The sequence below is a fragment of the Alteromonas australica genome, from assembly GCF_000730385.1.
Classification (GTDB): domain Bacteria; phylum Pseudomonadota; class Gammaproteobacteria; order Enterobacterales; family Alteromonadaceae; genus Alteromonas; species Alteromonas australica.
In genome coordinates this window covers 286,147-311,042 of the sequence record NZ_CP008849.1, presented here as the reverse complement: position 1 = coordinate 311,042, position 24,896 = coordinate 286,147, and the positions used below count along the sequence as shown (strand labels likewise).

Below are 24,896 nucleotides of genomic sequence, written 5' to 3'. Positions count from 1 at the left end.
ATGGATGAAACTAAAAATATTTTACCGTATGGTGATGCTCTTCGAGATTTTTTAGCAGACGGAAATATCAGCAAATCCGAACTAAAAGGGATTTTAAGAAATCGTGGCATTTTTACTCGTGAAGATGATAAAACTACGACTATTCCACACTTAGTAACAAGAGGAATTACGCCAAATGAATTAATGGAGCTTTATCAAAATATAAGTGAAACTGAAGAAGAACCTAAAGCTCTGACACAGACTATAAAATGTAGTGTACCGGAAGTAGATTTATTATCTATATTACCATCAAGTGATGAAATTCATGAGCTAGTTAAAAAGCCATTTTCAAATTATGAACTCATTGGTATACCAAACTTTGTTAGTAGTATAGAAGGAGAAGTAGAGTTAGATTTCATTATAGAAAGAACCGACCATACTAAAAGTTGGGATAAGAATACAAAGCAATTTTCAGGTAAGGTACGATTTAGTAAAATAGATGACGAGCTGGATATTAATATAAGTTTATCCCATACGTCTCCTGAGACAAAAGAAGTTGCTTCGGTCATATCTAAAGAGATGGTTAATAGACTTAAATTAGCTGGTTTTGTTAAAAATGATGAAGTGATTAGGAAAATTAGATTCAACGATTTCACAAATGAAAACAGAGTCAAATTTTTAAACAAGCTTAGTAAGGAACAAACCTCAAACGAGCTTTACTTTAAGGACACTAGGGATCTAGGGTTCTGTCCAGATGAAACACAAACACTCCCTGACGATATATCGTGGATGCAAGAAAAAATTACAAACTTACTTCTTCAGGGAAAAAATCTTCACTCTACAGTTTTCATTAGGCAAAAAAAATATCATGAATATATAAAGGTATATCGAGTAGAGGCATCTTATAGCTTTGATTACGATGATTGCAGCGGCTCCTGTCAAATATCATATGAATTTCCGGAGTTTATCTCGAAGCTGGACAATAGCTCCGAATTATCAATAAAGGTGTTAAATATACGATTCAAAAATGGTAGTAACAGATCTTTAGCCGGAGCAGTTAAAGAAAGAACACTTAAAATTCTTGAGAAATCAAAATTAAAACTTCACGACACGTTAAAAAACGGTGGCAGTTCTTAACTTTTTGGCACATTAAAAATTTTTCAAAGTAACGTTTACCACGAATACTAGAGAATTCAATACGTTAAGAATAGTGTAAACCTCCTCTAATTAGTTACATCCACAATTAGAGGTTTCGGCCTGTTCATATTTGCTCAAATATTAGCATGGTCTCAGATCACTCGGTCTATCATGGGAGCGTTCTTCGTTCTTGGCTCAGTTTACGCCGAAGAACTTTAAAAAGGTATGAAGCTATTTTAGGGAAGTTTTACAGCCTCACAACATTGCTGACAAAGGAAAAAACAGCTGAGGCCGGCCATGCTCAGCTACAACCTGCTCCCTGTATGAAATGAGAGTCGACATTAGTATTAATTACTCTCTAAAGCAAACATGATAAAGTTTCAGAGCGTTGACTCACATGTAATATTCGCTTTCAGTGGGTTTAATAACCCACTTTCTTACTCAAACAACGAATAAAGCTTTGTTTGGCATTTTAACTCTCGGTAATATAGATGTGATAAATTCTCCGGAAATACCTAGTTCAAGAATAAGCTTTTGCCATTTTGAACTTCCTATACTTTCAATAATATCAGACAACAACCTAGGCTCCTCCATAGGGAGTAAGTCATCTAATTCTTCACTCTTAGTATAACCATTCTTATTTAAATATATATAACCAGATTTCATTTGGGCTTCATTAATGATTCCTAGAGATTTCGCTCGATAAAGTAGTGCCTTGAAGCTCACTTTGAAATATCTCTTTAAGCTAAACAAGCTTTGCCAATTTAAACTTTTTAGCCCCCTAATCAGAGGATACTTTTGAGTAGCAGCCAAAAACAGACGTCTCGGCATAAGAAATGCGCTAGCAAAGTAATTAGCCTGTTTCTCTGTGAACTTACAACCGGTTACCACTCCATCATGCATCACTAAATGCCCTAATTCGTGCGCTATATCAAATCGATACCGACAAGGATTTTCTTTAGATGAATTTCTAATAATAACAGGCCTCTTTCTGGACATTGAAAAAGCATCAACCTTTTCATCAACACCCTCGACTACTGCGACAATTACACCTGCGTTTTCAACCGCAATTGTTATATCTTCGACAGGGCCATCACCCAACCCCCAAATATCTCTTATCCGCTCAGCGACAACCTCAATACTTTCACTAATACTGAAATCGAGGTCATCGACATTTGGAACCTCAAATGTTGGAAGGTCTACAAATTCTTCAACCGCTCCGATAACCTGATCCAAGATCTCTGCTCGGGCCATTACAGTATGTGTCAGTGCTTTAGTTCTGGATTTCAAACTTCTGAAATGGCACTGCTCTTCTACTACAGGTGTATTTCGATCTGTAAAGAAGTAACTATTTTCAACATTCAAGGCTTTGCATAATAAAGGCATTTGCTCAGATGTAGGCTCTTGTCCTGCTTCCATTTTATGTATGTTTTGACGAGTAACATTTAAAATGTTTCCCAGCTCTTCCAGTGAATAGCCTTTGGCCAACCGAGCTAACCTTAATTTATCTCCTCTATAGGGATTTAATTTAAACTTGTTTTCCATTTTCATTTGCCAAACCAGTATCTACTTCTTTTGATTTAACAGGTTTTCTTTCAAGAATATTTGCTTCTGGCAATTCAGCGTCAATAGCATATGGTACGGTACGAGAGGCTGATTTAGATTGCCACATCGAACGAATCTCTCCAGTCATTGCAGAAAAGCCCACTAGGACTACACGAAAATCATCTTCCAAGTCTTCTAGCTCACCATCTTCTAGATTGCTATCAGGAGCCTGAATGAATAATCGCCAAGTTATCTGACTAGCCAACTGAGTGTCAAAATCTTCAAACAGTAAGGCTAGCTGACTCTGCTCACAATCATTTTTAAAAAAAACCTTCTTCTTTTTAGGGTTAAGTGGATCGTCCCTAAAAACTCGGACAGGTATATTACATATGCTTGGAACATAGTCCATTGTTTTACTTTTAACGGTTACCCAAGGTTTGCTCGCGTCTCGTGCAAGTTGCAGGAACAATTGTCTCACACGCCCATAAATACAGGTTTCCCTCGTGTAGTTATCATCAAAATCCGAATTTAAATTTAGCATTGTCATTTCTACAACCTTCAAAATCATGAATGACAACTCATCCAGAAAGACTTCATTTAACTCGGGGCATAACTCAAAAGGGGACTCTAATTCAGCACTGCTCATAACCTTAAACAACCTTAAAATTTGCATATTTCGATATATGTCAACCAATATCATGCAAATTTAATTGAATGTCAACTAAAGTGGGGCTAAAATTAAATTAAGTCAACCAAAAGTGGGTTAACTTAAGATTTTAAATGCGTATACAAAAATTGAGAGGTAATTAGTCATGGCAAATCACATCAACGGCAATGCCGATGGAAGCAATGGACAAAACGAATCGTATACAATACCAGGAAGAGGTGTTGTGAAGAGAAGCCAGTTAGTAAGCGAAGTCAAAAAGAACAAACACCCAAATTTTCATGTAATCGATATAAATGGTGAGGAGTATGTTAGGGCTAACCCAAACAAAAAGAAGATTGATAACGTAGATAAATGATGATTAGCGTCAAATTTATTTTAAGTTTTAAAAACAAAAAAGCCCTCACATTTCTGCAAGGGCTTGAATGATGGTGCCTCGACCCGGGATCGAACCAGGGACACGCGGATTTTCAATCCGCTGCTCTACCAACTGAGCTATCGAGGCACTTAAGCTGTGCTATGTAAGCTTTATAAAAAACTTTGCAAAACTTTGCAAGCTTTATCGAAGTGCTTACTAACTTTAAAACTATTGCTCTAAAAGCTTTCTTGGTAAATCTGATTGGAAGTGCTTGCACTTTTCAATCCGCTGCTCTACCAACTGAGCTATCGAGGCGAAACTCGTTTGCGATTTGGCGTTTACTGCCTGTCTCGCTGTGGATGCGTATTAAACGGATTTCGCGCTAACAAGTCAACCGTTTTTGTCGGTTTTTTTTCGCTTTTGTGACTGTTTGCACATTGTTTACCCAAAAAAGCCTTTTTTGCCTACTTTTCAGGCGGCACGTAGCCGTCAATGGTGGGCTCAATGCCATCAAACAAATAGGCCGTCATTTTTTCTTCTAAAAACGACCTTGCATTCGGATCCATCATGTTTAGCTTATGCTCGTTAATCAGCATGGTTTGCTTTTTCTGCCATTCACCCCATGCTTCTTTTGAAATGTTGTCGTAAATGCGCTTACCAATGTCACCTGGGTAAAGTTGAAAGTCTAATCCGTCCGCCTCTTTTTGAAGGCGTTGACAAAATACTGTTCTGCTCATTTTAAAATCCTTAACCTGCTCTTCTTTCTTAACTACCTAAAGGCCATAAAAAATCACAGCACTAAAGCATATGTTCTAACTGCTGAATAATCTTTTTAGTCGGCGCGGCCAAACCAACCTCAATAGGCTGGAAAAAATCAAACCAGTGCCCTTCTTGCGCCTCTTGCACCTGTTTTTGTGGAGGTGAGTTTAGCACGGCAACCACCGGGGTTATATCTAAATGAAAGTGGCTGAAGGTGTGACGAAAGGCCGTATGAGCAGTCAATGTCACATTCTGCATGCCGCGTTTGAATAATGCTTGTTCCGCGCTATTTATATCTTGCGCCTCAATGAAGCCATATAACCCGCCCCATAAGCCACTTTGTGGGCGCTGCTCTAAAAAGACTTGCGTGTTAAACACAGGCACCACTAATAGGGTTTGTCGTTCAGGTATCGCTTTTTTAGGTTTTTTACCTGGGTACTGGGATTGTTTACCCTGGGCATAAGCAATACAGTCTGACTGAAGGGGGCAACTATCACATTTCGGTTTGCTCCGTGTGCAAACCATCGCGCCCAAGTCCATCATCACCTGGGTATAGTGGTGACAGCGACGCTCTGGTGTATTTTTTTCTGCCACTTCCCACAGGGCGTTTTCTACATTTTTTTTACCGGGCCATCCATCAATAGCGTAGTAGCGTGCTAATACCCGTTTTACGTTGCCGTCTAATATCGCGTGCTTTTGGTGGCACGCTAACGATAACACCGCCCCTGCGGTAGAACGCCCTATTCCGGGTAGCGCCACCACATCGTCAAACCGAGTAGGAAAAATCCCACCATGCTTTTCCACTATTTGCTTGGCCGCTTTGTGTAAATTTCTCGCTCTTGCGTAATACCCTAGGCCCGTCCAATGATGAAGAACATCATCCTGCTCAGCGTGGGCTAAGTGCGAAACGGTAGGAAACGACTGCATAAAGCGCTCGAAGTAAGGAATAACCGTACTCACTTGAGTTTGCTGCAACATAATTTCAGACACCCACACTTTGTACGCTGTAATGTCTTGCTGCCAGGGTAAATGTTTACGTCCGTGTTCATCAAACCACGCTAAAACCCGTGATGCGAAAGTAGAGGGAGTTGCCAGTGTTGTCATGTTAACTGCACATTTTTATCATAGGGTTATAGTATACCAGCGCCATACACGATTTGGCTCAGTGGCCGTTTAAATTTATCTGGCTCGCTATGGTATCATGGCGTACAAAGTAGATATTTTAGGATAATGTGTGAGTATTGGCCGCCCCGTTTTATTTTTGCCTGGCACCTTATGTGATGAGCGAATTTTTATGCCTATGTGGAAACACATGAACATAAACCAACGCCGGTTTGTTCCGTTGCAATGGGCCAGTAGTTTAGAAGACATGCTTGCACTTACCTCAGACAGAGTACTCAGCGATGAAAAAGTCCACGTGGTTGGGTATTCAATGGGCGGCTTTATTGCCGCCAAATGGGCCAGTTTACACGCCGAACACGTGGCCTCGTTAACCTTGATTGGTTATGATGGCTATGGTTTATCTGCCGACGAAATTGCGCGCAGAAAACAAATGGTCTCCTTGCTGAAAAACGGGACGTTTCGGTTGGATAATCCGCAATACCTTGCTCGGTTTGTTCATCCTACCCAACAACAAAACGAAGACGTGGTGGGTGTGGTTCAGGGGATGGGCGAAGACCTAGGAAAGAATACGTTGTTAGCGCATACACAAGCCACTACACCACGAGAAAACATGGTTAACACGTTGGCGCAATTGGCATTACCTACTGGCATTATTGCCGCTAAAGATGACCGTATCGCCATGTATAGTCAATTGATGAAAATGGCCGACAATATTCCAACGGCAATCCGCTACACGGTTAATGATAGTGGCCATATGCTACCGCTGGAACAACCCGCCCAGTTGGCGGAACTCGTCACGTCATTCATCAGCGCTTAAAAAAACACCGGAATTATTCACGTTACCGTTGCATAAATAGCCACTAAGTGGATAATGCGCCACCAGTAAATTTGGGTTAGAAAGGCATTGCAAATGAGGCAATTCAAAAGTCAGGCGGAAGCAGAAGCCGCTGGAGTATACATCAGTAAGGTAAAGAGTTTCGTCAAGCGCGAAGGGCGACTTACCAAAGCCCAAACCCGTGCAATAGAAACATACTGGCCTACCATGGGCGTAGATTATCAAGCTACCCCCATTGATCTCACCGACACTTTCGGCCGGGATGCTCCTGTAGTACTAGAAATTGGCTTCGGTATGGGTAAGTCGCTAGTGGAGATGGCGGCAGCTTCTCCCGAGAAAAACTATTTTGGCATAGAGGTTCATCGCCCCGGTGTGGGAGCATGTCTGGCCGAAGCAGGTGAGCAATCACTAACAAACCTTAGGCTTATGGAGCACGATGCCGTTGAAGTGCTAAAGAATATGATCCCCGATGGCAGTCTCAGCCGTTTGCAACTGTTCTTCCCTGATCCTTGGCATAAAAAACGTCACCACAAACGCCGCATTGTGCAAACAGAATTTGCAGAGTTGGTTCGCAGTAAACTGGCCTTGGGCGGATGCTTTCATATGGCGACGGATTGGGAACCCTATGCAGAGCATATGGCAAATGTAATGAATAATATTGACGGCTACACTAATACCGCAGCGCAGGGGGATTATGTCCCTCGTCCTGATTATCGTCCTATCACTAAGTTTGAAACACGAGGCCAAAAGTTAGGTCACGGTGTGTGGGACTTAATATACGAGCGTACTAAGTAATGATTCTTACTCCTCAAAGCCAGCTATTAGAGCGCAATATCGGCATGTTTGAGCAAGGGAAGTGGGTGATAATCAATCCCTCTGATGCGTATTTTCTCGACCAGTTAAAGCACCTGAACATAACGGTGATGCATCAATATTTTGATATCTTTTCAGAAAGTGTACGCGTAGTACCTTCGCTGACTTTTGATAGCCGAGATATTGCCAAGCAAGGCTTTGAGGTATCGCAAAAAATAGGGTCACATGAACATATATTCACCCCTTTCCTGCGCGGAGAAAAAACACACAATCACGCACTGATTTTTTTACCTAAGGCGAAATCCCATTTTTCTATGTTACTGCGAATGGCTGCCGGCTTAGTGGGCCTAGGCGGTCAAATACATGTGGTTGGAGAAAATAAGGGTGGTATCAAGAGTGCAGCCAAGCTTATGCAACAATTTGGTGCTACTCAAAAGGTCGATTCCGCCAGACATTGTAGCCTTATTACTACCCAAGTTGAGCACGCGCATTTAGCTTTTGAGCCCGAAGCATGGCTACAAGAAGACACGTATTGCTTACAGGATATTGAATGGCCTGTTGTGTCTATGCCTGGTGTATTCAGTCACGGTGAATTAGATAAGGGCACTGCGCTTCTGCTAGACAAACACGACACTCATTTAAGCGGTACCGTATTAGATTTCGCCTGTGGTGCTGGCGTGATAGGAAGCTATCTCAAAAAGCGCTACCCCCACGTTAACTTTCATTTTTCAGATGTGAGTGCGTTGGCCATTTACTGTACAGCGCTCACCCTTGTTAAAAATGCACAATCAGCCACCTTGTTTGCTGCAAATGGATTACAAGGCATTGAGGCAAGAGTGCAGCATATTGTGACCAACCCGCCATTTCACACGGGCGTAAAAACAGACTACACCGTCACCAAGCGGTTTATCGAAGATGCCACTAAGTTGCTCACCCAACGCGGTACGTTGCAAATGGTTGCAAATCGATTCCTTCCCTACCCAGGGTTGCTGTCTGCGCACTTTTCACATGTGCTAACAACAGCACAAACTACGCAGTTTTCGCTCTATCAAGCCGCTTTGTCATAGCCCTTTTATCTAAAAAAGTGCTAACGTAGCTTAATCATGTTTAAACCGAGAACGGGTAAACCTTCTTACCCGTTTCTGTTATCTATTCATACACACTATAAAATGTGTGTGCAGGTAGCTCATAGCAACAAGAAATGAGAGGTCGCCGTGAAAATTGTTTTTGCAATATCTGAAGTAGAAGAATTGGTTAAAACCGGCGGCTTAGCCGATGTAGGAAAGGCATTACCCCTTGCCTTGCATAGTGAGGGTGAAGATGTGGCCATTGTCATGCCTTATTACAAATCTATTGCCGACACCTTTCATTTAGATACCATTTGCGACACCCAAACCCTGTTCACCGAAGGAAAGGTGTATCATTTTGATGTCAGGGCGTTAGCGTGGCACGGCATTACCGTCTATTTCGTCGACTACCCCGAATACTTCATGCGTGACGGCCTATACTCGAATGCTTACGACGCCTATGAAGACAATGGTGAACGTTTCAGCTTTTTCAGTGGTGCCGTGCTTCAAACCTTGCAGGCACTTTCGTTTACCCCTGACGTTATCCATTGCCATGATTGGCACACGGCCATGCTTCCCTATTTATTGAATCATGAGCGCTCAGGCTTTTTTGAGCAAACCAAGACTGTCTTCACTATTCATAATGCGGCGTTTCAGGGAGTTCATTCCCTTGAGAAGATTCCATTTTTGCGTCATCACCCCCATATTTTTTCCCAAGTGCATGGCGGCTATATCAATATGCTGCAAACCGGCATTGAGTGTGCCAGCAAGGTGACAACTGTTAGCCCAAACTATGCAGATGAGTTGCTCACCGACTTAGGCAGCCATGGCCTTCACGAACGCTTAGTTAAACGAAAGGCCGATTTATCGGGCATATTAAATGGCTGTGATTATAGTCAATGGAACCCAGCAACAGACGCCTACCTCCCTGAAAATTACAGTGTTGATAATTTGCAACCCAAGCGGGTATGTAAAACCACCCTCCAGACGCGTTCGGGTTTACCAGAAAATGCGAGTGTGCCGCTTATCGGCATGGTTTGCCGCCTTACTGAACAAAAAGGCTTTGGTTATATTCTTCCTATCTTAGATGATCTAGTGCAGCACAACCTACAAATAGTGATTGTGGGCACCGGCGATCCTAAAGTGTGCATGGACTTAGGCGAATTTGCCCAGCAACACCCCACCCAGTTTGCTTTTATTAATGGGTTTAGTTCAGAGCATGCTCATTTAGTGGAAGCGGGTGCAGATTTCTTTTTGATGCCCTCTCAGTTTGAACCCTGTGGGTTGAATCAAATGTACAGTTTAGCCTATGGAACTGTGCCTATTGTGCGCGCTGTGGGCGGGTTAAAAGATACGGTTGTAGACCTTGATACCGGTCACGGTGCCACGGGCTTTGTGTTCGATGAACCTACCCCACGGGCATTGTTAGCCTGTATTCGTCGCGCCCTGCTGTTTTACTACGAGTGGCCAACACAATTTAAAGACATGCAGGAAAGGGGCATGAAAACCCGATTCACCTGGGAAGCTGCCGCAAAAGATTATTTACGTTTATATCTTGCGATGTTTCAAGCGTAGACATTGGCTTCGCCCCACCTAGGTGGGGATTTTCAATAGTCTCGCTTTCTTTTTATACAATTATGCGCCACTATTGATGTAAAGAGGATGTAGAAAACTTAAAAATGACGGATCGGGTAGTCAAGCTTTCAATTCGAAGCTTATTTTTATGGGCTGTAATGTCTATTGCGACAGTGTCGTTGGTAATATCAGCCGGCTTGTCAATGTATACCCAGGTTAAAAGCTACCGCCAAGAGATAGAATTAAGTATTGTTACACTGGCTAAACTTATTGGCCAAAGCTCAGCAAACTCTCTGATTGAAAACAATGCAATATACCTCGAAGAACAACTCAACAACTTAGCCTTCGCCGACCAAATCCTCAATGTCCATATTTATAAAAGTCTTGAGAGCTATCAAGCCTTAGACACTAAAGTCGTGAGTTTTGCCTCTTACAACAAAGCCGGTGAATACCTCATCGCCAGTAAAGAAAATCAACTGGCTGACTTAGCGTCATCGCCTCAATTTATCTCTGAAAATGACTTTCTCGAAGTGTCCGAACGCATTTACGATCAAAAGACTGGGGGCGTGTTAGGGTGGATATACATACGCATGTCGGCAGACAGCTTTAATAAGTTAGTAGGAGAATCGTTTTTACTGACCCTCTCTGCAATGTGTGTATTGCTGTTACTCAGCTTTTTATTGGCAGTGCGGTTTCAACGGATGGTGACTTCGCCTATTGAACGACTGGCCGACTTTTTACAGCGTACCTCTCGTCAGCGTGATTACTCTGCACGTATTGAAAACTCTAGTATTCGTGAGTTGGATATTTTATCAGACTCGGTAAACGTTATGCTGGTACGCATTCAAGAGTACATGCAAAAGCAACGTCAAGCGGAAGAACAACACCGCAGGTTAAACGCGTCACTAGAAGAAATGGTTAATCAGCGAACCATGGCATTAAAGAGTGCTAACCAAGAGTTAATTCAAACCTTGGAAAAGCTGCACCAGTTTCAGCGTCAAATTGTACAAAACGAAAAAATGGCGTCTCTTGGCGATATGGTGGCCGGCGTAGCGCATGAGGTAAATACCCCAATAGGTTTAGGGGTAACTGCCTCCACCATGATGCTTGATAGAATAGCGGTCATTGAAAAAGATTTCGAAAATAAGACATTGAAAGCCAGTGCGATGAAGCGCTTTTTAGAAGAAAGTAATGAAAACCTCAACATTATTTATCGCAATCTAAACCGCGCAGCAGAGTTAATTTCCAGTTTTAAACAGGTGGCTGTGGATCAATCAAGCGAAAGTAACCGAACTTTTTGCTTTGCACAGCTAGTTAATGAGATACTATTGTCTTTACAGCCTCGTTTAAAAAAATTAAAGCACAACATCAACGTAAATTGCGACCCTACCTTATGCGTTGAAACGAAAGCTGGCCCGATAAATCAAATTCTGATTAACCTGATTATGAACTCGGTTATTCATGGATTTGAAAACATAGAAAAAGGCGAAATTGATATCATCGCCGAATTGGCTACGCCGGAAAAATTCAAGTTAGTATATCGCGACAATGGAAAAGGCATTCCCGACGACATTCGAAAGCGTATTTTCGACCCTTTTGTTACCACTAAACGGGGTCAAGGCGGATCGGGTCTAGGCATGCATTTGGTCTATAATCTTGTAACCCAAGCTTTAAATGGTTCTATTACGTTAACCAGTGAAGAGGGTCAAGGTGTGGAGTTTGTGATTATTTTTCCAATTGCGAGTGCGAAAAGTGTATAAAACGTGTATAACTTTTGAACTTTTCTTGAATTTTGTTGGCTAACCCCAATACCTTAAAATTATGAATATTAAGTATTTGCTTGCAAACGCGCTTGTGGATATTAAAATTTAACCAGTAATTGCTAAAACCGATTTTAGAGAAAGAGTGTAGAGCACCATGCAGACGCCAAATGTGTTAATTGTAGAAGATGAAGTGGTAACACGAACCACACTAAAGAGTTTGTTCGAAGCAGAAGGATACAATGTATTTGAGGCTGAGAATGGTGATCAAATGCATGATTTCTTCGAAAATCACGCCATTAACTTAGTTATCATGGATATTAACCTTCCAGGTAAGAACGGGCTTATATTAGCTCGAGAGGTGAGAGATCGTAAAAACGTAGGTCTTATTTTCCTTACCGGTCGTGATAACGATGTTGATCGTATTTTGGGGCTTGAAATTGGTGCCGATGACTACCTAACAAAACCCTTCAACCCTCGCGAACTGACGATACGAGCAAGAAACCTGCTTTCTCGTACCACAAGCTCTGCAGAGGATGACGATTTACCAAGCCGCGTAAGCTTCAACGGTTGGACACTAGACGGCGACAGTCGTTCTCTTATTTCGCCGACCGGTAAAGAGTTCCGCTTACCTCGCAGTGAGTTCCGTGCCTTACACCTTTTCCTAAGTAACCCAGGTAAAATCCTTACCCGTGAGCAGCTTATTATGGAAATGACAGGCCGTGAATTACGCCCGAATGACCGTACTGTTGACGTCACCATTCGTCGAATTCGTAAGCACTTTGAGTCTGACCCTTCAGATGAAGAGTTGATAGTGACCATTCACGGTGAAGGCTACCGTTTCTGTGGCTCGGTAGACGGCTAATTAAAGCTAGCTTTCTGCACAACGCTTGTCGCGGGGGCAGAAGCAAACAAACCGAAAGCCAGTGTAAATTCAAAAAGGCCGCTGTTGTGATAACAGCGGCCTTTTTATTCGCTATGAACCCCAGTGATATAAAGCCCTACTAGGCTACAGGGCAAAAACGCAGATGATAGCGATAGTACTTATCTTCTAGCAAGTAGGGTTTATGCGTACTAGGGCTCCAAGAGTCATCCCCCCCTACGCCCATATGCGCGTGATCCACATACACATACGTACAATCTCCCGCTGCTAGGTCGCAAGTATGTTTCGCCTTATCAAGTTGCACTTGGCTGTAAGGACTAACCGCAAAATGGAATCTTCCTTGTACCTGGCACTGATTTAATTCAAGGGTATCACTGTGACTCCTTAATCCATTATCGGTGGGGAAAATATAAGGTGTATGCATGGCATTAATATCTTGCTTATATTGCCCATAGCGCGCCGCTACGTGTCTGTCAGGGTAGTTTTCAAATGGCCCCAACCCTTTCCATACAACAGTGCCAGTCTCGTGCTGTGGTACCGCAAATTGCACGCCGACCCTCGGCATAGGGGGTAATGTATCAGCTAACGATACTTGAATGTCTACATCAAGCTCGCCTGACGGCAAGAATTGATAGCGCCAGACGCTTTTCGCTAAAACTTCACCTTGATGGCAATAATCGAATTGTGTGTGAACGGTAACCGCTAATGCGCTTTCGTTGACATCAACCGACGTACACACACGTTGCCATTCTCCAATACCCGCTCTGCGCCATCTTGATTCCCACGCATTGGGATCGGGGTTATCCACTTCACTCACGCCGATGTCGTTATCCAGTGGCGCCCTAAAAAAGTTATCTTCAATCGGTGCGCTCAGTTGCTCTTCCTCTGCAACTAACCATGAAATCAACTGACCCGATTCAAGATGAAGACTAAACACACTAGTGTGTGCATTAACGGTGAGCGTTTGTTCATCAATCTTTGCCGCTAATGGTACGACAGCAGACGTCCCCTTGTCGTTCGCTTTAGTAGGGGTACAGAGTGGCCGGGGTGCTGCCCCTAACCCCGCAGTATTTTTAAGCCTAAACTGAGCCGTATCGATAACGTGACCTGCGGCTGCCCACGCGCAGGCTTTAGTCGTTTGCGTATCAACATTGAGGTGATACTGTGCGCCCGCTTTATACGTGTAGGCGGGTGTAATGGTATAGTTCGCTGTCTGCTGTGGCTTAACCTCAATAACGAAGCTCCCCTGTGCAACGCAACAACCGTCTTCCAAAAGTTGCCACACTAACGTTTCATTATCCGTGGTTCTAAACAGGTAATCGCTGGCCACTGTCAGTTCGAATGTACCGTTATCTTCCGTTAACGAAAACTGAAGGTGCTGTTGGCAGTGTTTTGCTTCATAGAGGGCTGGGTGAGCGCTTCTATCCGGGAATAGCAACCCGTTGATACAAAACTGTCTATCATTGTCGGTATCACCAAAATCACCGCCGTAAGCCCAATACTTTTCGCCACTGTCTGTGTATTTCGCTAGCCCTTGATCAACCCAATCCCAAATAAAACCGCCTTGTAACCTTGGGTAGTCTTTAAATGCGTCCCAATAATCTGAAAAGCTGCCCAGGCTGTTGCCCATGGCATGGGCGTATTCACACAAAATAACAGGCCTATGTTCTCCGGGGAGCGACAACCATTTCTTGATGGACCATTTGGGCACCGCATCATCTTGAACGTCGCTGTCTACTCTGGCATACATAGGCGCAATAATATCTGTGGCCGTAGTATCAGAGCCGCCCCCTTCATATTGAACCGGCCTTGAGGGGTCGAACGCTTTCGACCACCCATACATGGCATCATGGGTGGGGCCATGACCACACTCATTGCCGAGTGACCAAATAATAATACAAGGGTGATTTTTATCTCTTTCAACCATTTGCGTATAACGGGCTAAATACGCGCCGGCCCAAAGCGGATCCCTAGACAATCGCCCCATGGGATACATGCCGTGGGTCTCTATATTCGCCTCATCAACCACATATAAGCCGTATTCATCACACAGTTCATACCACCGAGGATGATTAGGGTAATGGGCGGTGCGCACTGCGTTGAAGTTATTCTGTTTAAGCAGCTTGATGTCTTCTAGCATGTCAGCTTCATTGACTGCATGCCCTCGACTTTCATGGTGTTCATGACGGTTAACGCCACGAATTAATACGGGCTCACCGTTAACGCAAAGCTGGCCTTTAATCATCTCAATGTGTCTAAAGCCAACATCATAGGCTTCCATATCCACAAGGCTGTCGCTTCTGTCTAATAGGCTTACCACGAGCCTGTACAAATTCGGCGTTTCTGCTGTCCATTTTTTGGGGCTATTTAGGTGTAGTGATTGGAAAACCACATCATCCCATCCGCCTTTTTCATCAATACGGCGATTATTGGTGTTTGCCACCTGCGGCTGAGTAACGGCAGTCGTGCCATCAAAAAGCTGCACGGCCACTTTGAAATCCTTAGGGGCGACAATGGAGGTTCTAATATCGAGGCGACCATCGCGGTAACAAGCATCTAATGAAGGGGTGGCAAATACGTCTTGAATGTAATGCTGCGGCTTACTTGCCAAATAAACATCACGGAAAATACCGCTTAACCACCACATGTCCTGATCTTCAAGGTAGCTGCCATCAGACCAACGGATAACCATGGCTGTAATCTGATTTTTCCCCTCTTTTAAGAAGGGGCATAAGTCAAACTCAGCGGGCAAACGGCTGTCTTGCGAATATCCCACGTATGATTGGTTACACCACAAGTGAAACGCGCTATTTACGCCGTCAAAGACAATATGATTGCGTTGCAAAAGCATGGCTTTAGTCATTTCAAATTCAGTGCGGTAAACCCCTGTGGGATTGTCTTGTGGCACCTGCGGTGGGTTAACCTCAAAAGGATACTTTACGTTGCAATAAATGGGCTTATCGAACCCTTGCATCTGCCAATTTGATGGCACGGAGATAGGTTGCCAACGAGCTTCTTCTTTGGTGGGTAAGTGTACAGCAATGGCATTATCTGGCACGTCGAAAGGTGAGTTGAATAACCTAAACTGCCAATCACCATTGAGCTTGCGTTTCTGAGCGCCGCTTTTGTTCAATGCATCGTCAAGGCATGTATAGCCATTGAGCGGCGCATGACCATTTACTCGATTACGCTGATATACCACGGGGTTTTGCCAGTCTTGTTGAGCAACCACCTCAGCCACAGTATGCATTACAACATCCTTTCATCAATAATGTAGAATAGAATGAAATATAGCGAATTACGGCGTAATCCTTTATGCTTAAACCTCTCTTTCATTTATCCAAAACTATCAAAGTTCATGTCAGCCACAGAGTTCTATGACATTGTTAATATCGGCCAACACTGTGTAGAGCGCTTTATAGACAGCACTAACACGCCTGAAATTAAAGCTTTAGATATTGAGCTTGCCGGTTGTTCGAATTTATCAGCCCCTTATCAAGTAGGGCGCGTTAACCCGCCCAACCACACCTTGTTTTATTCGTTAAATGGCATGGGGAAAATACGCACCCCAAAAGGGAGCTTAACGGTAACACCGGGGCAATTAGCCATATTGCCGGCAAAGCAAAGTTTTGAGGTAAGCATAGAAAGTGAACGCTGGGACATCATTTGGGTGAATCTGGCCGACACAGCACAATGGCATTATTTATATGAGATAGACGCACCTCTGCTAGAGCGCTTGCCGCTTGAAGGGTTACATCATGCCATGGAATTATTGTATTTGAGTAAAAGCAGTGAGCACCGCCATGCCCTCATTCCGCTTATTAAAGACTATCTATCGTCGGTAGCGAAGCCAAAGGATCAGCCCTTACCGTCTAGATTAATCGCTTTATTTGAGCATGTGGAAAAGCAACTACAACTAAATTGGAACGTGAAATTACTAAGCGAGCGCGCCCACTATTCGGCCCCACACCTTCATAGATTGTGCCTAAGCCATTTCAATAGAAGCCCAATGCAACAAGTGATTTATTTGCGTATGGCGAGAGCGAAAAATCTGCTGTTAAATACCCAGTGGCCCATCGCTTACATTGCCAATTATGTGGGATACAGCAATGTCTTTACTTTTTCAAAGCGCTTTAAGAAATCGGAAGGTGTGCCGCCCAGTCATTATAGAGAGCAACACACCCAGCAAGGTTAGCTTCCCGCAATCTTCATATTATCAATGAGAATAGAACCTGTTTGTACGCTGCCACGGACGTCTTTGTCACGCCCAATTGCAGTGACCCCAGCAAACATATCTCTAAGGTTGCCCGCAATAGTCACCTCGTGAACAGGATATTGAATTTCGCCGTTTTCTACCCAGAAGCCAGCAGCGCCGCGGGAATAATCTCCGGTAACAATGTTAACGCCCTGCCCCATCAATTCGGTCACGAATAAACCTGTGCCCATTTCCTTCAATAACTCGGCGTCACTATGCCCTGTGTCACCCACAATCCAATTGTGAATGCCGCCTGCGTGGCCATTACTTTTCGTATTAAGTTTTCTCGCCGAATAGGTGGTGTACAAATAAGTGGAAAGTTTGCCCCCCTCCACAATCGTCATATCCCTAGTCGCAACACCCTCGTTGTCGAAACTAGAACTGGCTAAGCCATTTTTTATAAACGGACGTTCTTCAATGTTTAGCCACTCAGGGAAGATTTGTTGCCCTAAACTGTCGAGTAAGAAAGAAGACCGACGATACAAGCTTCCGCCACTAATTGCCCCTACATAATGCCCAAACAAACTTGATGCTATATCTTTGTGCAAAATAATAGGCACATTGGCCGTATTGATTTTTCGCGCGCCTAGGCGCTCTACCGTGGCGCGAGCCGCCTCTTCACCCACAGCTTGGGCAGTGTTCAGTAAATTCGCTTTGCGGTTAACCGTATAGGCATAATCACGCTGCATATCATCACCTTCAGCACCAATCACCATACAACTTAAGCTGTAGCGGCTACTTGGGTAGCCGGCGTTGATGCCATGCGTGTTTCCGTACACTCGCATGCCTAAGTTTGCATTGTATGAAGCCCCATCAGAATTGGTGATCCTATTATCATAGGACATAGCCGCCGCTTCCGTTTCGATAGCCGTTTTAATGGCTTTCTCAGTGTCCAACACCTGTGGGTGATATAAGTCTAAATCTGGAAATTCTGTGGCGATAAGTTCAGCATCCGCCAGCCCCGTGCACGGGTCTTCACTGGTGTAGCGCGCAATATCTACCGCTTTTTCTACCGCGAGGGTTAGCGCCTCTTTACTGAGGTCTGCCGTGGATGCACTGCCTTTGCATTTACCCACGTACACGCTTATACCTAAGCCGCCATCATTAGTAAATTCAACATTTTCGACTTCTTGCATACGCGAAGAAACCGCAATACCTTGTACTTTCGACATACTGGCTTCAGCTTGTGTAGCCCCCTTTTTTAGGGCTAATTTCAGTACATCATCAACGACATTTTGAATGTCTACTAACTGCTGATCAATTTGCATAGTAAGTTTCGCTGTCTAAATCCGACTGTGATAGTTACAATTTAGCTAAAGTGTAACACTTATGAGATGGCAATGAGCGACAGAAACCCTAATTCACAGCAAGATCCCCAATTTAATGATGAATTGGAAGACGAAAACTTCATTAGTAAAACCGAGTTAAAGCGGCAAGCCAAAGAGCATCAAAAGCTTGGAGAGAGTATAGTCAATCTAACACCTGCACACCTAGACACTGTGCCTCTAGATGAAGAATTGGCAGATGCGGTTAACGTTGCCCGCAACGTGAGCAGAAAAAAAGAAGGCTTTCGTCGACAATTACAGTTTATCGGAAAGCTGTTGCGTCAACGAGATACCACCGCAATAGAAGAAGCGATGGCAAAGCTGGCTCACCAGCATCAAGCTAGCAACGTCGCGTTTCACAAGCTAGAAAAAGCCCGCGAGGCGGTAATTGAACAAGGTGACTCTGCCATTCAGGCACTTATTGAAGAGTACCCAAGCCTTGATCGTCAAAAGCTGCGTCAATTTCACCGCCAAGTGAAAAAAGAGCAAGAAAAAAATGCGCCCCCACGGGCATTTCGTGAGCTTTTCCAATACCTAAAAGAAGTTATTCACGAAGACTAGTCTTGATATAGCCACCTAAAAAAAGCACCCGAGGTGCTTTTTTTAGGGTTGGCGCTAGCACTAACGTACTACGCGGTTCCACCCACCGTAAGCTCGTCAACCTTAAGGGTAGGTTGTCCAACACCTACAGGTACACTTTGACCATCTTTTCCGCAGACCCCTACGCCTTTATCAAGCGCCACATCGTTTCCAATCATAGAAATCTTCTGCATAACTTCAGGGCCGTTTCCAATTAATGTTGCGCCTTTCACCGGTGCAGTAATTTTACCCTCTTCAATCAGATAGGCTTCTGCACTGGAAAAGACGAACTTGCCCGAGGTGATGTCCACTTGGCCACCAGCAAAATTTGGGGCATAAATGCCTTTTTTAATGGTGCTGATGATTTCTTTCGGATCATGCTGACCTTCAAGCATATAGGTATTGGTCATACGTGGCATCGGCAGGTGCGCATAAGATTCACGACGACCATTCCCTGTTGGGGAGACGCCCATTAAGCGCGCATTGTGCTTGTCCTGCATATAACCTTTTAAGATGCCGTCCTCAATCAGCACGTTGTGCTGACTAGGTGTGCCTTCATCATCGACAGATAAAGAGCCTCGACGATCAGCTAACGTCCCATCATCAACCACAGTGACACCCTTTGCAGCCACGCGCTGGCCTATTTTTCCGCTAAAAGTAGAGGCACCTTTGCGATTAAAATCACCTTCTAGGCCATGGCCTACAGCTTCATGTAAAAGCACGCCAGGCCAACCATTACCTAATACTACGGGCATAGCCCCTGCAGGCGAGGCAACTGACTGCATATTAACTCTTGCCATATGCAATGCGTCGTCGGCTAATTGTTCGTAAAACGGTTTGCCGTCTTCGTCACGGGTAAAAAATGAATAAGCATAACGGCCTCCAGCGCCAGCGCTACCTCGCTCTCTGCGCTCGCCTTGCTCTATTAATACAGAACAATTTAAGCGAACAAGAGGGCGAATATCGGTAGCGAATGTACCATCGCTAGCCGCCACTAACACTTCCTCGTATACACCACTTAAGCTTACCACCACCTGGTTAGCAGACGGCTCTTGCTGGCGAATGTAGGCATCTACGGTTTTTAAGAGACTAATTTTTTCAGCATCTTGCATTGCCAAAATAGGGTTATCAGCTTGATATCTTGGGGTAAACTCGCCCTTTCCTAATGAAGACACCTGCTGAGTCCCACCGGATGGCGCGATACTTCTGGCAGCGCCACACGCTTTGGTGAGGGCATCTTCACTAATATCGTCTGAGTACGCAAAGCCGGTTTTCTCACCACTGATGGCACGCACACCAACGCCGCGTTCAATGTTGTAACTCCCTTCTTTGATAATGCCATCTTCTAGTACCCAGCTTTCGTGCTGACTAGACTGAAAATACAAATCGGCATAATCCGTGTCATGCCGATGTATGTGTGCTAAAGCCTTTTCTAACGCAGAAACATCTAGACCAGCGTCAGATAATAAGTGGCGTTCTACAGATTTAGACAAAGTGACTCCTGAATCGATTGTGTTCGGCAACCGGCATATTCTGTTGAATGGCTTGCCGCCTGCTCGTGTCCACGCGGGCCTGAATTACGCCTTTATCTGTGGGTAATTCTGCCAAAGTTTCTCCCCATGGAGAAACGATTAAACTGTGACCAAAGGTTTCTCGACCGTTCTGGTGAACGCCGGTTTGGTTCGCCGCCACCACGTAGCATTGTTTTTCAATTGCCCTAGCTTTAACCAGGGTATGCCAATGCGCTTCACCGGTTTTTTGGGTAAATGCCGCTGGCAGCACGAGAATGTCGATATCCCCCATGGCCGTAAACAAGCCTGGAAAGCGCACATCATAACATACCGCAAGACCAATGTTGCCTATAGGTGTTTGCGCCACAACCACCTGCTCCCCCGGCTGTGTAAAGCGCGACTCTTTATAACTGCCTGTATTGTCATTCACCGACACATCAAACAAATGAATTTTGCGATAGTCTGCGAGGGTTTCACCGTTTGGACCAAAGAGCAAACACGCGGCAGAAAACTTACTATCATCACTGGTTTGCATGGGAAAGGTACCGGACACAATATAGCACTGATACTGCTTCGCTAAGGCGCTTAAACGCTTTTGAATTTTACCGCTATCTTTGGGTTCAGCCACGCTAAGTAGCTCACCATCTTTGGTACCAAAACACGCAAAGCATTCCGGCAAAACAACCACACTGTCGTTGGCAATATCTGCATGTGCTAATGCCTGTGCAACCGTATCTAGGTTTTCGTCTACGTCAGGCGTAGACGTCATTTGAAGCGCTACTAGATTAACCATCGATAACCTCCATTTTTAGTCGCTGAACATCCTCTTTTGTAAGCGGCCTATCCTCTAACGGTTCAGTCGCTGGAACATTATTTGCCGGCAAACTGATATCTTTGCTGTTGCGTTCAACTTCATCAAATTGTGGCTCGCTAATGGTGCCTGTCACCTTATAATTGACATTAGAAATCACTTTTGCCGATGTCAGCACCTGATCCAGAGCAAGGGCGGCCAGCGCAGTAGGCGGCGTGGCCAAAAAATACACTAAAAAAGGTAAATTCCCTGTCACGTTAGGCGCAAAAGACACATTGTAATTTAGCTTTCCTGTATCAAGCTCGGTGTAGCCATTAATTTCAATTTCACCAGCGCCACCGTCTATTTCTGTATCTGCGGTAAAGGCGCGCCCGTCTGCAATTTGCACTGTGCCACTCATATCATCATAGAAGAAGCCTTTCGCAAACACGTCTCTAAAATCTAAGCTTAGCTTTCGAACTAAGGAATTTAAACTAAATAACGTCAGTATGCGGGAACCTTTATCGCTCAACTCCGTTAGGTAGCCGTCGGATAATGACCAAGCAATATCGCCATTCACATCAACCAAACTAAAGTCAAACGGTGAGTTAGGCCACGCCAAATCAAAATCAATGTCGGCACCTGAGTCTTTAATACCAGATGACACATCAAATTGTTTTAGCATAGCGCCAACATCTGGCGACGTTATTTTACCTGTCAATTGCGTGGTAATTGTATTGTTACTGTCTCGCGCCCACATTCCTGTCGCGTTTAGCTGCGCATCATCAGAACGGGTAACCAATTGACGTACCTTCAGGCCTTGCGCTGTTTTAGCGGTATCAAGGATCACTTCGCCTAGGTCAACGCCATAAACATCACATCGTTGGCATGAAAAATAAAGAGGCGGTATATCAAGAGGATCAATCCCCTGTTTCGGTGTATTGGTGGTGACAAGGCCTTCAGTGTCATGGCTTTCAGCAGTAGGCGGTTTAGTGACCCGCAAATAATCAGCATGTATATCGATGCCTTGCTCCATCACGTCGGAATGAATACGCAGGGTGCCGCGCATGTCACTGGCATCAATATTCATTAGCCAATCATTACTTTGTTGTTTGGCTGTCATCACCACATTGTCGAAGCTATGCCCAGCCAGCGTGAAGGTCTCTGCCGTCACAAAAATTCGCGACGGTGAAGGAAACAACACCCGTTTGGGCGCGGCTTCCGTTGCATTTGAATTTTGTGTACGCCCTTTATCTTTGTCTTGGGGAGAGAGCAAGGTATGCAGCGTATTGAACCAACTAATGCCATCGGCATCAGGTAGCTGCGCGGCAATACTAAAGCCCGTACCTACGGTGATAGGCTCGGGATTGCCTAGGGCTAGATGCGCACGAGAAAACTGCATTTCCTTGTGCGGCAGCACACCGTCAAAGCGTATTTGATCGCCCAAGGTGGCATCAATAGTAGAGGCATTTAAGTTGCCTTTACTATGAATGGATAAAGGTAACGGGCTGCCTTCTGAGGTATTAAAAGGTGCAGGCATTAAGCTGTGGGTGGCCGCTAAGTCAGCATCTAATTGTGCTTGGTAGGAAAAGTCACTTTTTGAAAAAGCCAAAGACACATCCAGATTCCACTTCGATTCACCATCGAGGTAATCCACAAAACGTTCGTTTACCGTCTTCACCAGGGGGTGCACATGCCACATCCCTTGCATGTTAACATCAAGTTCGTAGTGTTCTTTTTGCCGCCCGGTAAACGAAAGACTAACCGGCTGCGAAAGCACACGGGCAGTTAGATTGGTGGCATCAATACTGGCGTTATCGAAAGCCACTGCGCCCGACGCTTCTTTAAAGCGCATCTTTGTACTGGTGATATAAACATCATTGTCAGATAAGGTGGCTTCGCCTTTGGCACGCACCTGCTTACCCTTAGTTAATGGAATATCTAATTTAAGCTTTGCCGTTAAAGGTCCAGACACCTTAACGTCTTTATCTAATAGCTTTCCTAATGACGCCGACAGACTCGACTGGGTCATAATGGACGTTAGCGACTCACCACTGCCTTCCCCTTGGGCGTAAATAGTCAGTGAAGAAGAAGGATGTAGACGGGGAATAGCCGCTGACATTTCGCTGATATTCAGCCCGCCAAGCTTACCCTTAGGGCTCTCCATGACTAATGCATCGTTCACGAAATACAACGATAAATCTAAATCTGTCAGTGATGGCCACGCTGTCGAAAAAGCAAACTCACTAGCGGTAATATCCACGTAGGCTTGAAAGATGCCCGAATTGTCGGTGAATGGGTAATCCTGCGGCTTCCCACGCCAAAGTACTTGTGCGTTGGTCACATTGCCAACTCCGGTAAACGCTCTATCAAGATATTTGAAGGTGTTTTTCACTTTCCCGCCGGTGGGGAATAGCGCATTTATACCATCAAGTTTTCGTGGTGACACATTGACGTAGGCTTCCACCATCGTTGAAGTTAAATCCACACTAAATGAAGGGTTCAGCACCACCTTATCGGTATCAAAGACAATATCAGAGGCACTTAATAGCCAATGTTCACTCTCGTCAACTTGTGCTTTATAGACAAAAACATCGGCATTGAATTGGTTAATTGCCAGGTTCTGTTGAATGAGGTTATCGGTAAAGAGGGTGGTATCTTTGCTTTCAAAGTAGAATGCCCCCGCATTTTTATACCAATAAATATCCGCGTCGATTCCACTTAAACCCGGCACACGGCTAGACTGGGACCATGACAAATCCAACACTTTAGCAGCCAGTTCGAGCCCACGGTTACGCACGAGAAGTTGTAAGGTCGCTATCTGGCCTTTTGGATCGAGGGTGCGTATTTCTTCATCACTGGTGTCGTCCATGAACAGCGGTGCAAGCATAAGGAAAGGGTTGATTTGAACCGGCTTCACCGTGTTTAACAAGAGATCGCCTCCTTGTTCCACACGCCCAATCAAATCAGTCACTAAGGTTTCATCGCTGGAGTTCACCTTAAGCTGATCCACTCGCAGGTTCCAACCATTTTCATGTGGCAGGGCCTGAATGCTGCCGCCAGTCACCCCTGTCACTAAGGGAGAGTAATTGTCTCCCCCCCACTCTAACAAGCTATTATCCAGCTCTACCTGAATGCTTTGAATCGCGTCGCTATCTAGGTTTGCCCATATCTCAAAGTTTGCACGGCTTTTCGTCAGTGGGCGCTTGGTTTTGATTAAATCACTCACCCAGGGCGAGATGTCTAAATCGTCCGCTTTGGCATAAAAAACGCCGTCGAAATCTTCTTTACTACCCTGAATATCGATAATAAACGAAGCCGAGTTAGACGCTAACTCGGCTACCCTTATTTCTCCTAAGCCTTGGTGACGATTTTCTCGGTTATTCCAGGTTAAGCGGGCGACATCAAAGGAATTAACGTCCTGATTTTGCGTCACACTGACAATGCCATCCTCTAATGAAAAGCTTTGAAGTTGTTCAAGAAAAAGGCTTTCTAATGCAGATACCACGGGGAAGTTATTTTTCCCTTTGCCGCCTAACCTGTCAGCGTCAATATGAAGCTTTAGGCCTCGTAATTCAAAGCGGGGGGAAGAAATAAGTTGCTGCGCTAACGATTGCCAAAAATCCAGTTCGACGTAGATTTGTCGAATGTCTAAGGCAACGGGAGAGGCCTCGTCTTGTTGAAGTGACACCGAGTTAAGTACAATGCTGGGGCCTGTACTTTGCCATACAGCATGCACGCTGCCTATGCTAAGACTAACGCCATAACGTTCGTTAATGTAATCTTCTATCAAATGCTTCTTATGTTCGACATGCGGAAGCGCATAGCGTGCGGCGCTTAAAATAAGCGCAAACACAACAAGCAAAATAGCGAGTAGCAGCCAAAGCTTTCTAACTAAATAGGCGGCTATCGACGTAATTTTTGTCACACTGGGCCTTA

19 protein-coding genes and 1 tRNA gene are annotated in these 24,896 nt (G+C 44.5%); 10 read left to right on the top strand and 10 right to left on the bottom strand.

The genetic code is table 11. The annotated features are described in order from the left end of the window. Positions 1-1,116, top strand: a complete 1,116-nt coding sequence (gene gapS4b / locus EP13_RS01310) for a GapS4b family protein (protein ID WP_044055622.1) — start codon at positions 1-3, stop codon at positions 1,114-1,116. 441 nt (positions 1,117-1,557) lie between these two features. On the opposite strand, the gene EP13_RS01305 is transcribed toward gapS4b, so the two are convergent. Then, positions 1,558-2,667 (bottom strand): helix-turn-helix domain-containing protein, encoded by a 1,110-nt coding sequence (locus tag EP13_RS01305; RefSeq protein WP_052364234.1) that lies wholly within the window; start codon positions 2,665-2,667, stop codon positions 1,558-1,560. Beyond that, on the bottom strand, positions 2,645-3,307 hold the full coding sequence (locus tag EP13_RS18820) for a hypothetical protein (RefSeq protein WP_052364233.1): 663 nt from the start codon (positions 3,305-3,307) through the stop codon (positions 2,645-2,647). The genes EP13_RS01305 and EP13_RS18820 overlap by 23 nt, the downstream gene beginning before the upstream one ends. A 166-nt stretch (positions 3,308-3,473) precedes the next feature. Between EP13_RS18820 and EP13_RS01295 the strand changes: the two genes are divergently transcribed. Next, a complete protein-coding gene (locus tag EP13_RS01295; protein ID WP_044055621.1) occupies positions 3,474-3,683 on the top strand; it encodes a DUF3892 domain-containing protein in 210 nt (69 codons plus the stop codon). 71 nt (positions 3,684-3,754) lie between these two features. On the opposite strand, the gene EP13_RS01290 is transcribed toward EP13_RS01295, so the two are convergent. The 3 genes from EP13_RS01290 to mutY form a co-directional block, all read right to left on the bottom strand. Next, a tRNA-Phe gene (locus tag EP13_RS01290) sits at positions 3,755-3,830 on the bottom strand. Positions 3,831-4,147: 317 nt separating this feature from the next. Then, the gene (locus tag EP13_RS01285) at positions 4,148-4,420 is read right to left on the bottom strand and encodes an oxidative damage protection protein (protein ID WP_044055620.1); all 273 of its coding nucleotides are present in this window, start codon (positions 4,418-4,420) and stop codon (positions 4,148-4,150) included. 61 nt (positions 4,421-4,481) lie between these two features. Continuing rightward, positions 4,482-5,546, bottom strand: coding sequence for an A/G-specific adenine glycosylase (mutY, locus tag EP13_RS01280; RefSeq protein ID WP_044055618.1), 1,065 nt, complete (start codon positions 5,544-5,546; stop codon positions 4,482-4,484). A gap of 130 nt (positions 5,547-5,676) precedes the next feature. Between mutY and EP13_RS01275 the strand changes: the two genes are divergently transcribed. From EP13_RS01275 to arcA, 6 genes are all read left to right on the top strand, one after another. Further along, a complete protein-coding gene (locus EP13_RS01275) occupies positions 5,677-6,381 on the top strand; it encodes an alpha/beta fold hydrolase (RefSeq protein ID WP_044055617.1) in 705 nt (234 codons plus the stop codon). Positions 6,382-6,474: 93 nt separating this feature from the next. Continuing rightward, on the top strand, positions 6,475-7,194 hold the full coding sequence (trmB, locus tag EP13_RS01270; protein WP_044055616.1) for a tRNA (guanosine(46)-N7)-methyltransferase TrmB: 720 nt from the start codon (positions 6,475-6,477) through the stop codon (positions 7,192-7,194). Then, on the top strand, positions 7,194-8,279 hold the full coding sequence (locus EP13_RS01265; protein WP_044055615.1) for a methyltransferase: 1,086 nt from the start codon (positions 7,194-7,196) through the stop codon (positions 8,277-8,279). Before trmB ends, EP13_RS01265 begins: the two co-directional genes overlap by 1 nt. Before the next feature lie 147 nt (positions 8,280-8,426). Beyond that, complete coding sequence (gene glgA, locus EP13_RS01260) at positions 8,427-9,854, top strand: glycogen synthase GlgA (protein WP_044055614.1); 1,428 nt, start codon at positions 8,427-8,429, stop codon at positions 9,852-9,854. A gap of 104 nt (positions 9,855-9,958) precedes the next feature. Further along, positions 9,959-11,614, top strand: a complete 1,656-nt coding sequence (locus EP13_RS01255; RefSeq protein ID WP_044055613.1) for a sensor histidine kinase — start codon at positions 9,959-9,961, stop codon at positions 11,612-11,614. A 157-nt stretch (positions 11,615-11,771) separates the two neighbouring features. Then, complete coding sequence (gene arcA / locus EP13_RS01250) at positions 11,772-12,479, top strand: two-component system response regulator ArcA (protein ID WP_044055612.1); 708 nt, start codon at positions 11,772-11,774, stop codon at positions 12,477-12,479. Between the two features lie 139 nt (positions 12,480-12,618). Here the strand turns inward: arcA and EP13_RS01245 are convergent, their stop codons facing one another. Next, the gene (locus EP13_RS01245; RefSeq protein WP_044055611.1) at positions 12,619-15,747 is read right to left on the bottom strand and encodes a beta-galactosidase; all 3,129 of its coding nucleotides are present in this window, start codon (positions 15,745-15,747) and stop codon (positions 12,619-12,621) included. Positions 15,748-15,855: 108 nt separating this feature from the next. On the opposite strand from EP13_RS01245, the gene EP13_RS01240 reads away from it, so the two are divergent. Continuing rightward, positions 15,856-16,692: a helix-turn-helix transcriptional regulator gene (locus EP13_RS01240; protein WP_044058654.1), complete on the top strand. Its 837-nt coding sequence runs from the start codon at positions 15,856-15,858 to the stop codon at positions 16,690-16,692. Here EP13_RS01240 and pmbA read toward each other — a convergent pair. Then, positions 16,689-18,020 (bottom strand): metalloprotease PmbA, encoded by a 1,332-nt coding sequence (gene pmbA / locus EP13_RS01235; RefSeq protein ID WP_044055610.1) that lies wholly within the window; start codon positions 18,018-18,020, stop codon positions 16,689-16,691. The two genes, EP13_RS01240 and pmbA, sit on opposite strands and share 4 nt — an antisense overlap. A 72-nt stretch (positions 18,021-18,092) precedes the next feature. On the opposite strand from pmbA, the gene yjgA reads away from it, so the two are divergent. Then, entirely contained in the window at positions 18,093-18,638 is a 546-nt protein-coding gene (gene yjgA, locus EP13_RS01230; RefSeq protein ID WP_081869545.1) for a ribosome biogenesis factor YjgA, read from the top strand. A 68-nt stretch (positions 18,639-18,706) separates the two neighbouring features. Here the strand turns inward: yjgA and tldD are convergent, their stop codons facing one another. The 3 genes from tldD to EP13_RS01215 are packed head-to-tail and all read right to left on the bottom strand — an operon-like array spanning position 18,707 to position 24,885. Beyond that, a complete protein-coding gene (tldD, locus tag EP13_RS01225; protein WP_044055608.1) occupies positions 18,707-20,149 on the bottom strand; it encodes a metalloprotease TldD in 1,443 nt (480 codons plus the stop codon). Next, a complete protein-coding gene (locus tag EP13_RS01220; protein ID WP_044055607.1) occupies positions 20,142-20,960 on the bottom strand; it encodes a carbon-nitrogen hydrolase family protein in 819 nt (272 codons plus the stop codon). The genes tldD and EP13_RS01220 overlap by 8 nt, the downstream gene beginning before the upstream one ends. Then, the gene (locus EP13_RS01215) at positions 20,953-24,885 is read right to left on the bottom strand and encodes a YhdP family protein (RefSeq protein ID WP_044055605.1); all 3,933 of its coding nucleotides are present in this window, start codon (positions 24,883-24,885) and stop codon (positions 20,953-20,955) included. Before EP13_RS01215 ends, EP13_RS01220 begins: the two co-directional genes overlap by 8 nt. Positions 24,886-24,896 lie beyond the last annotated feature (11 nt).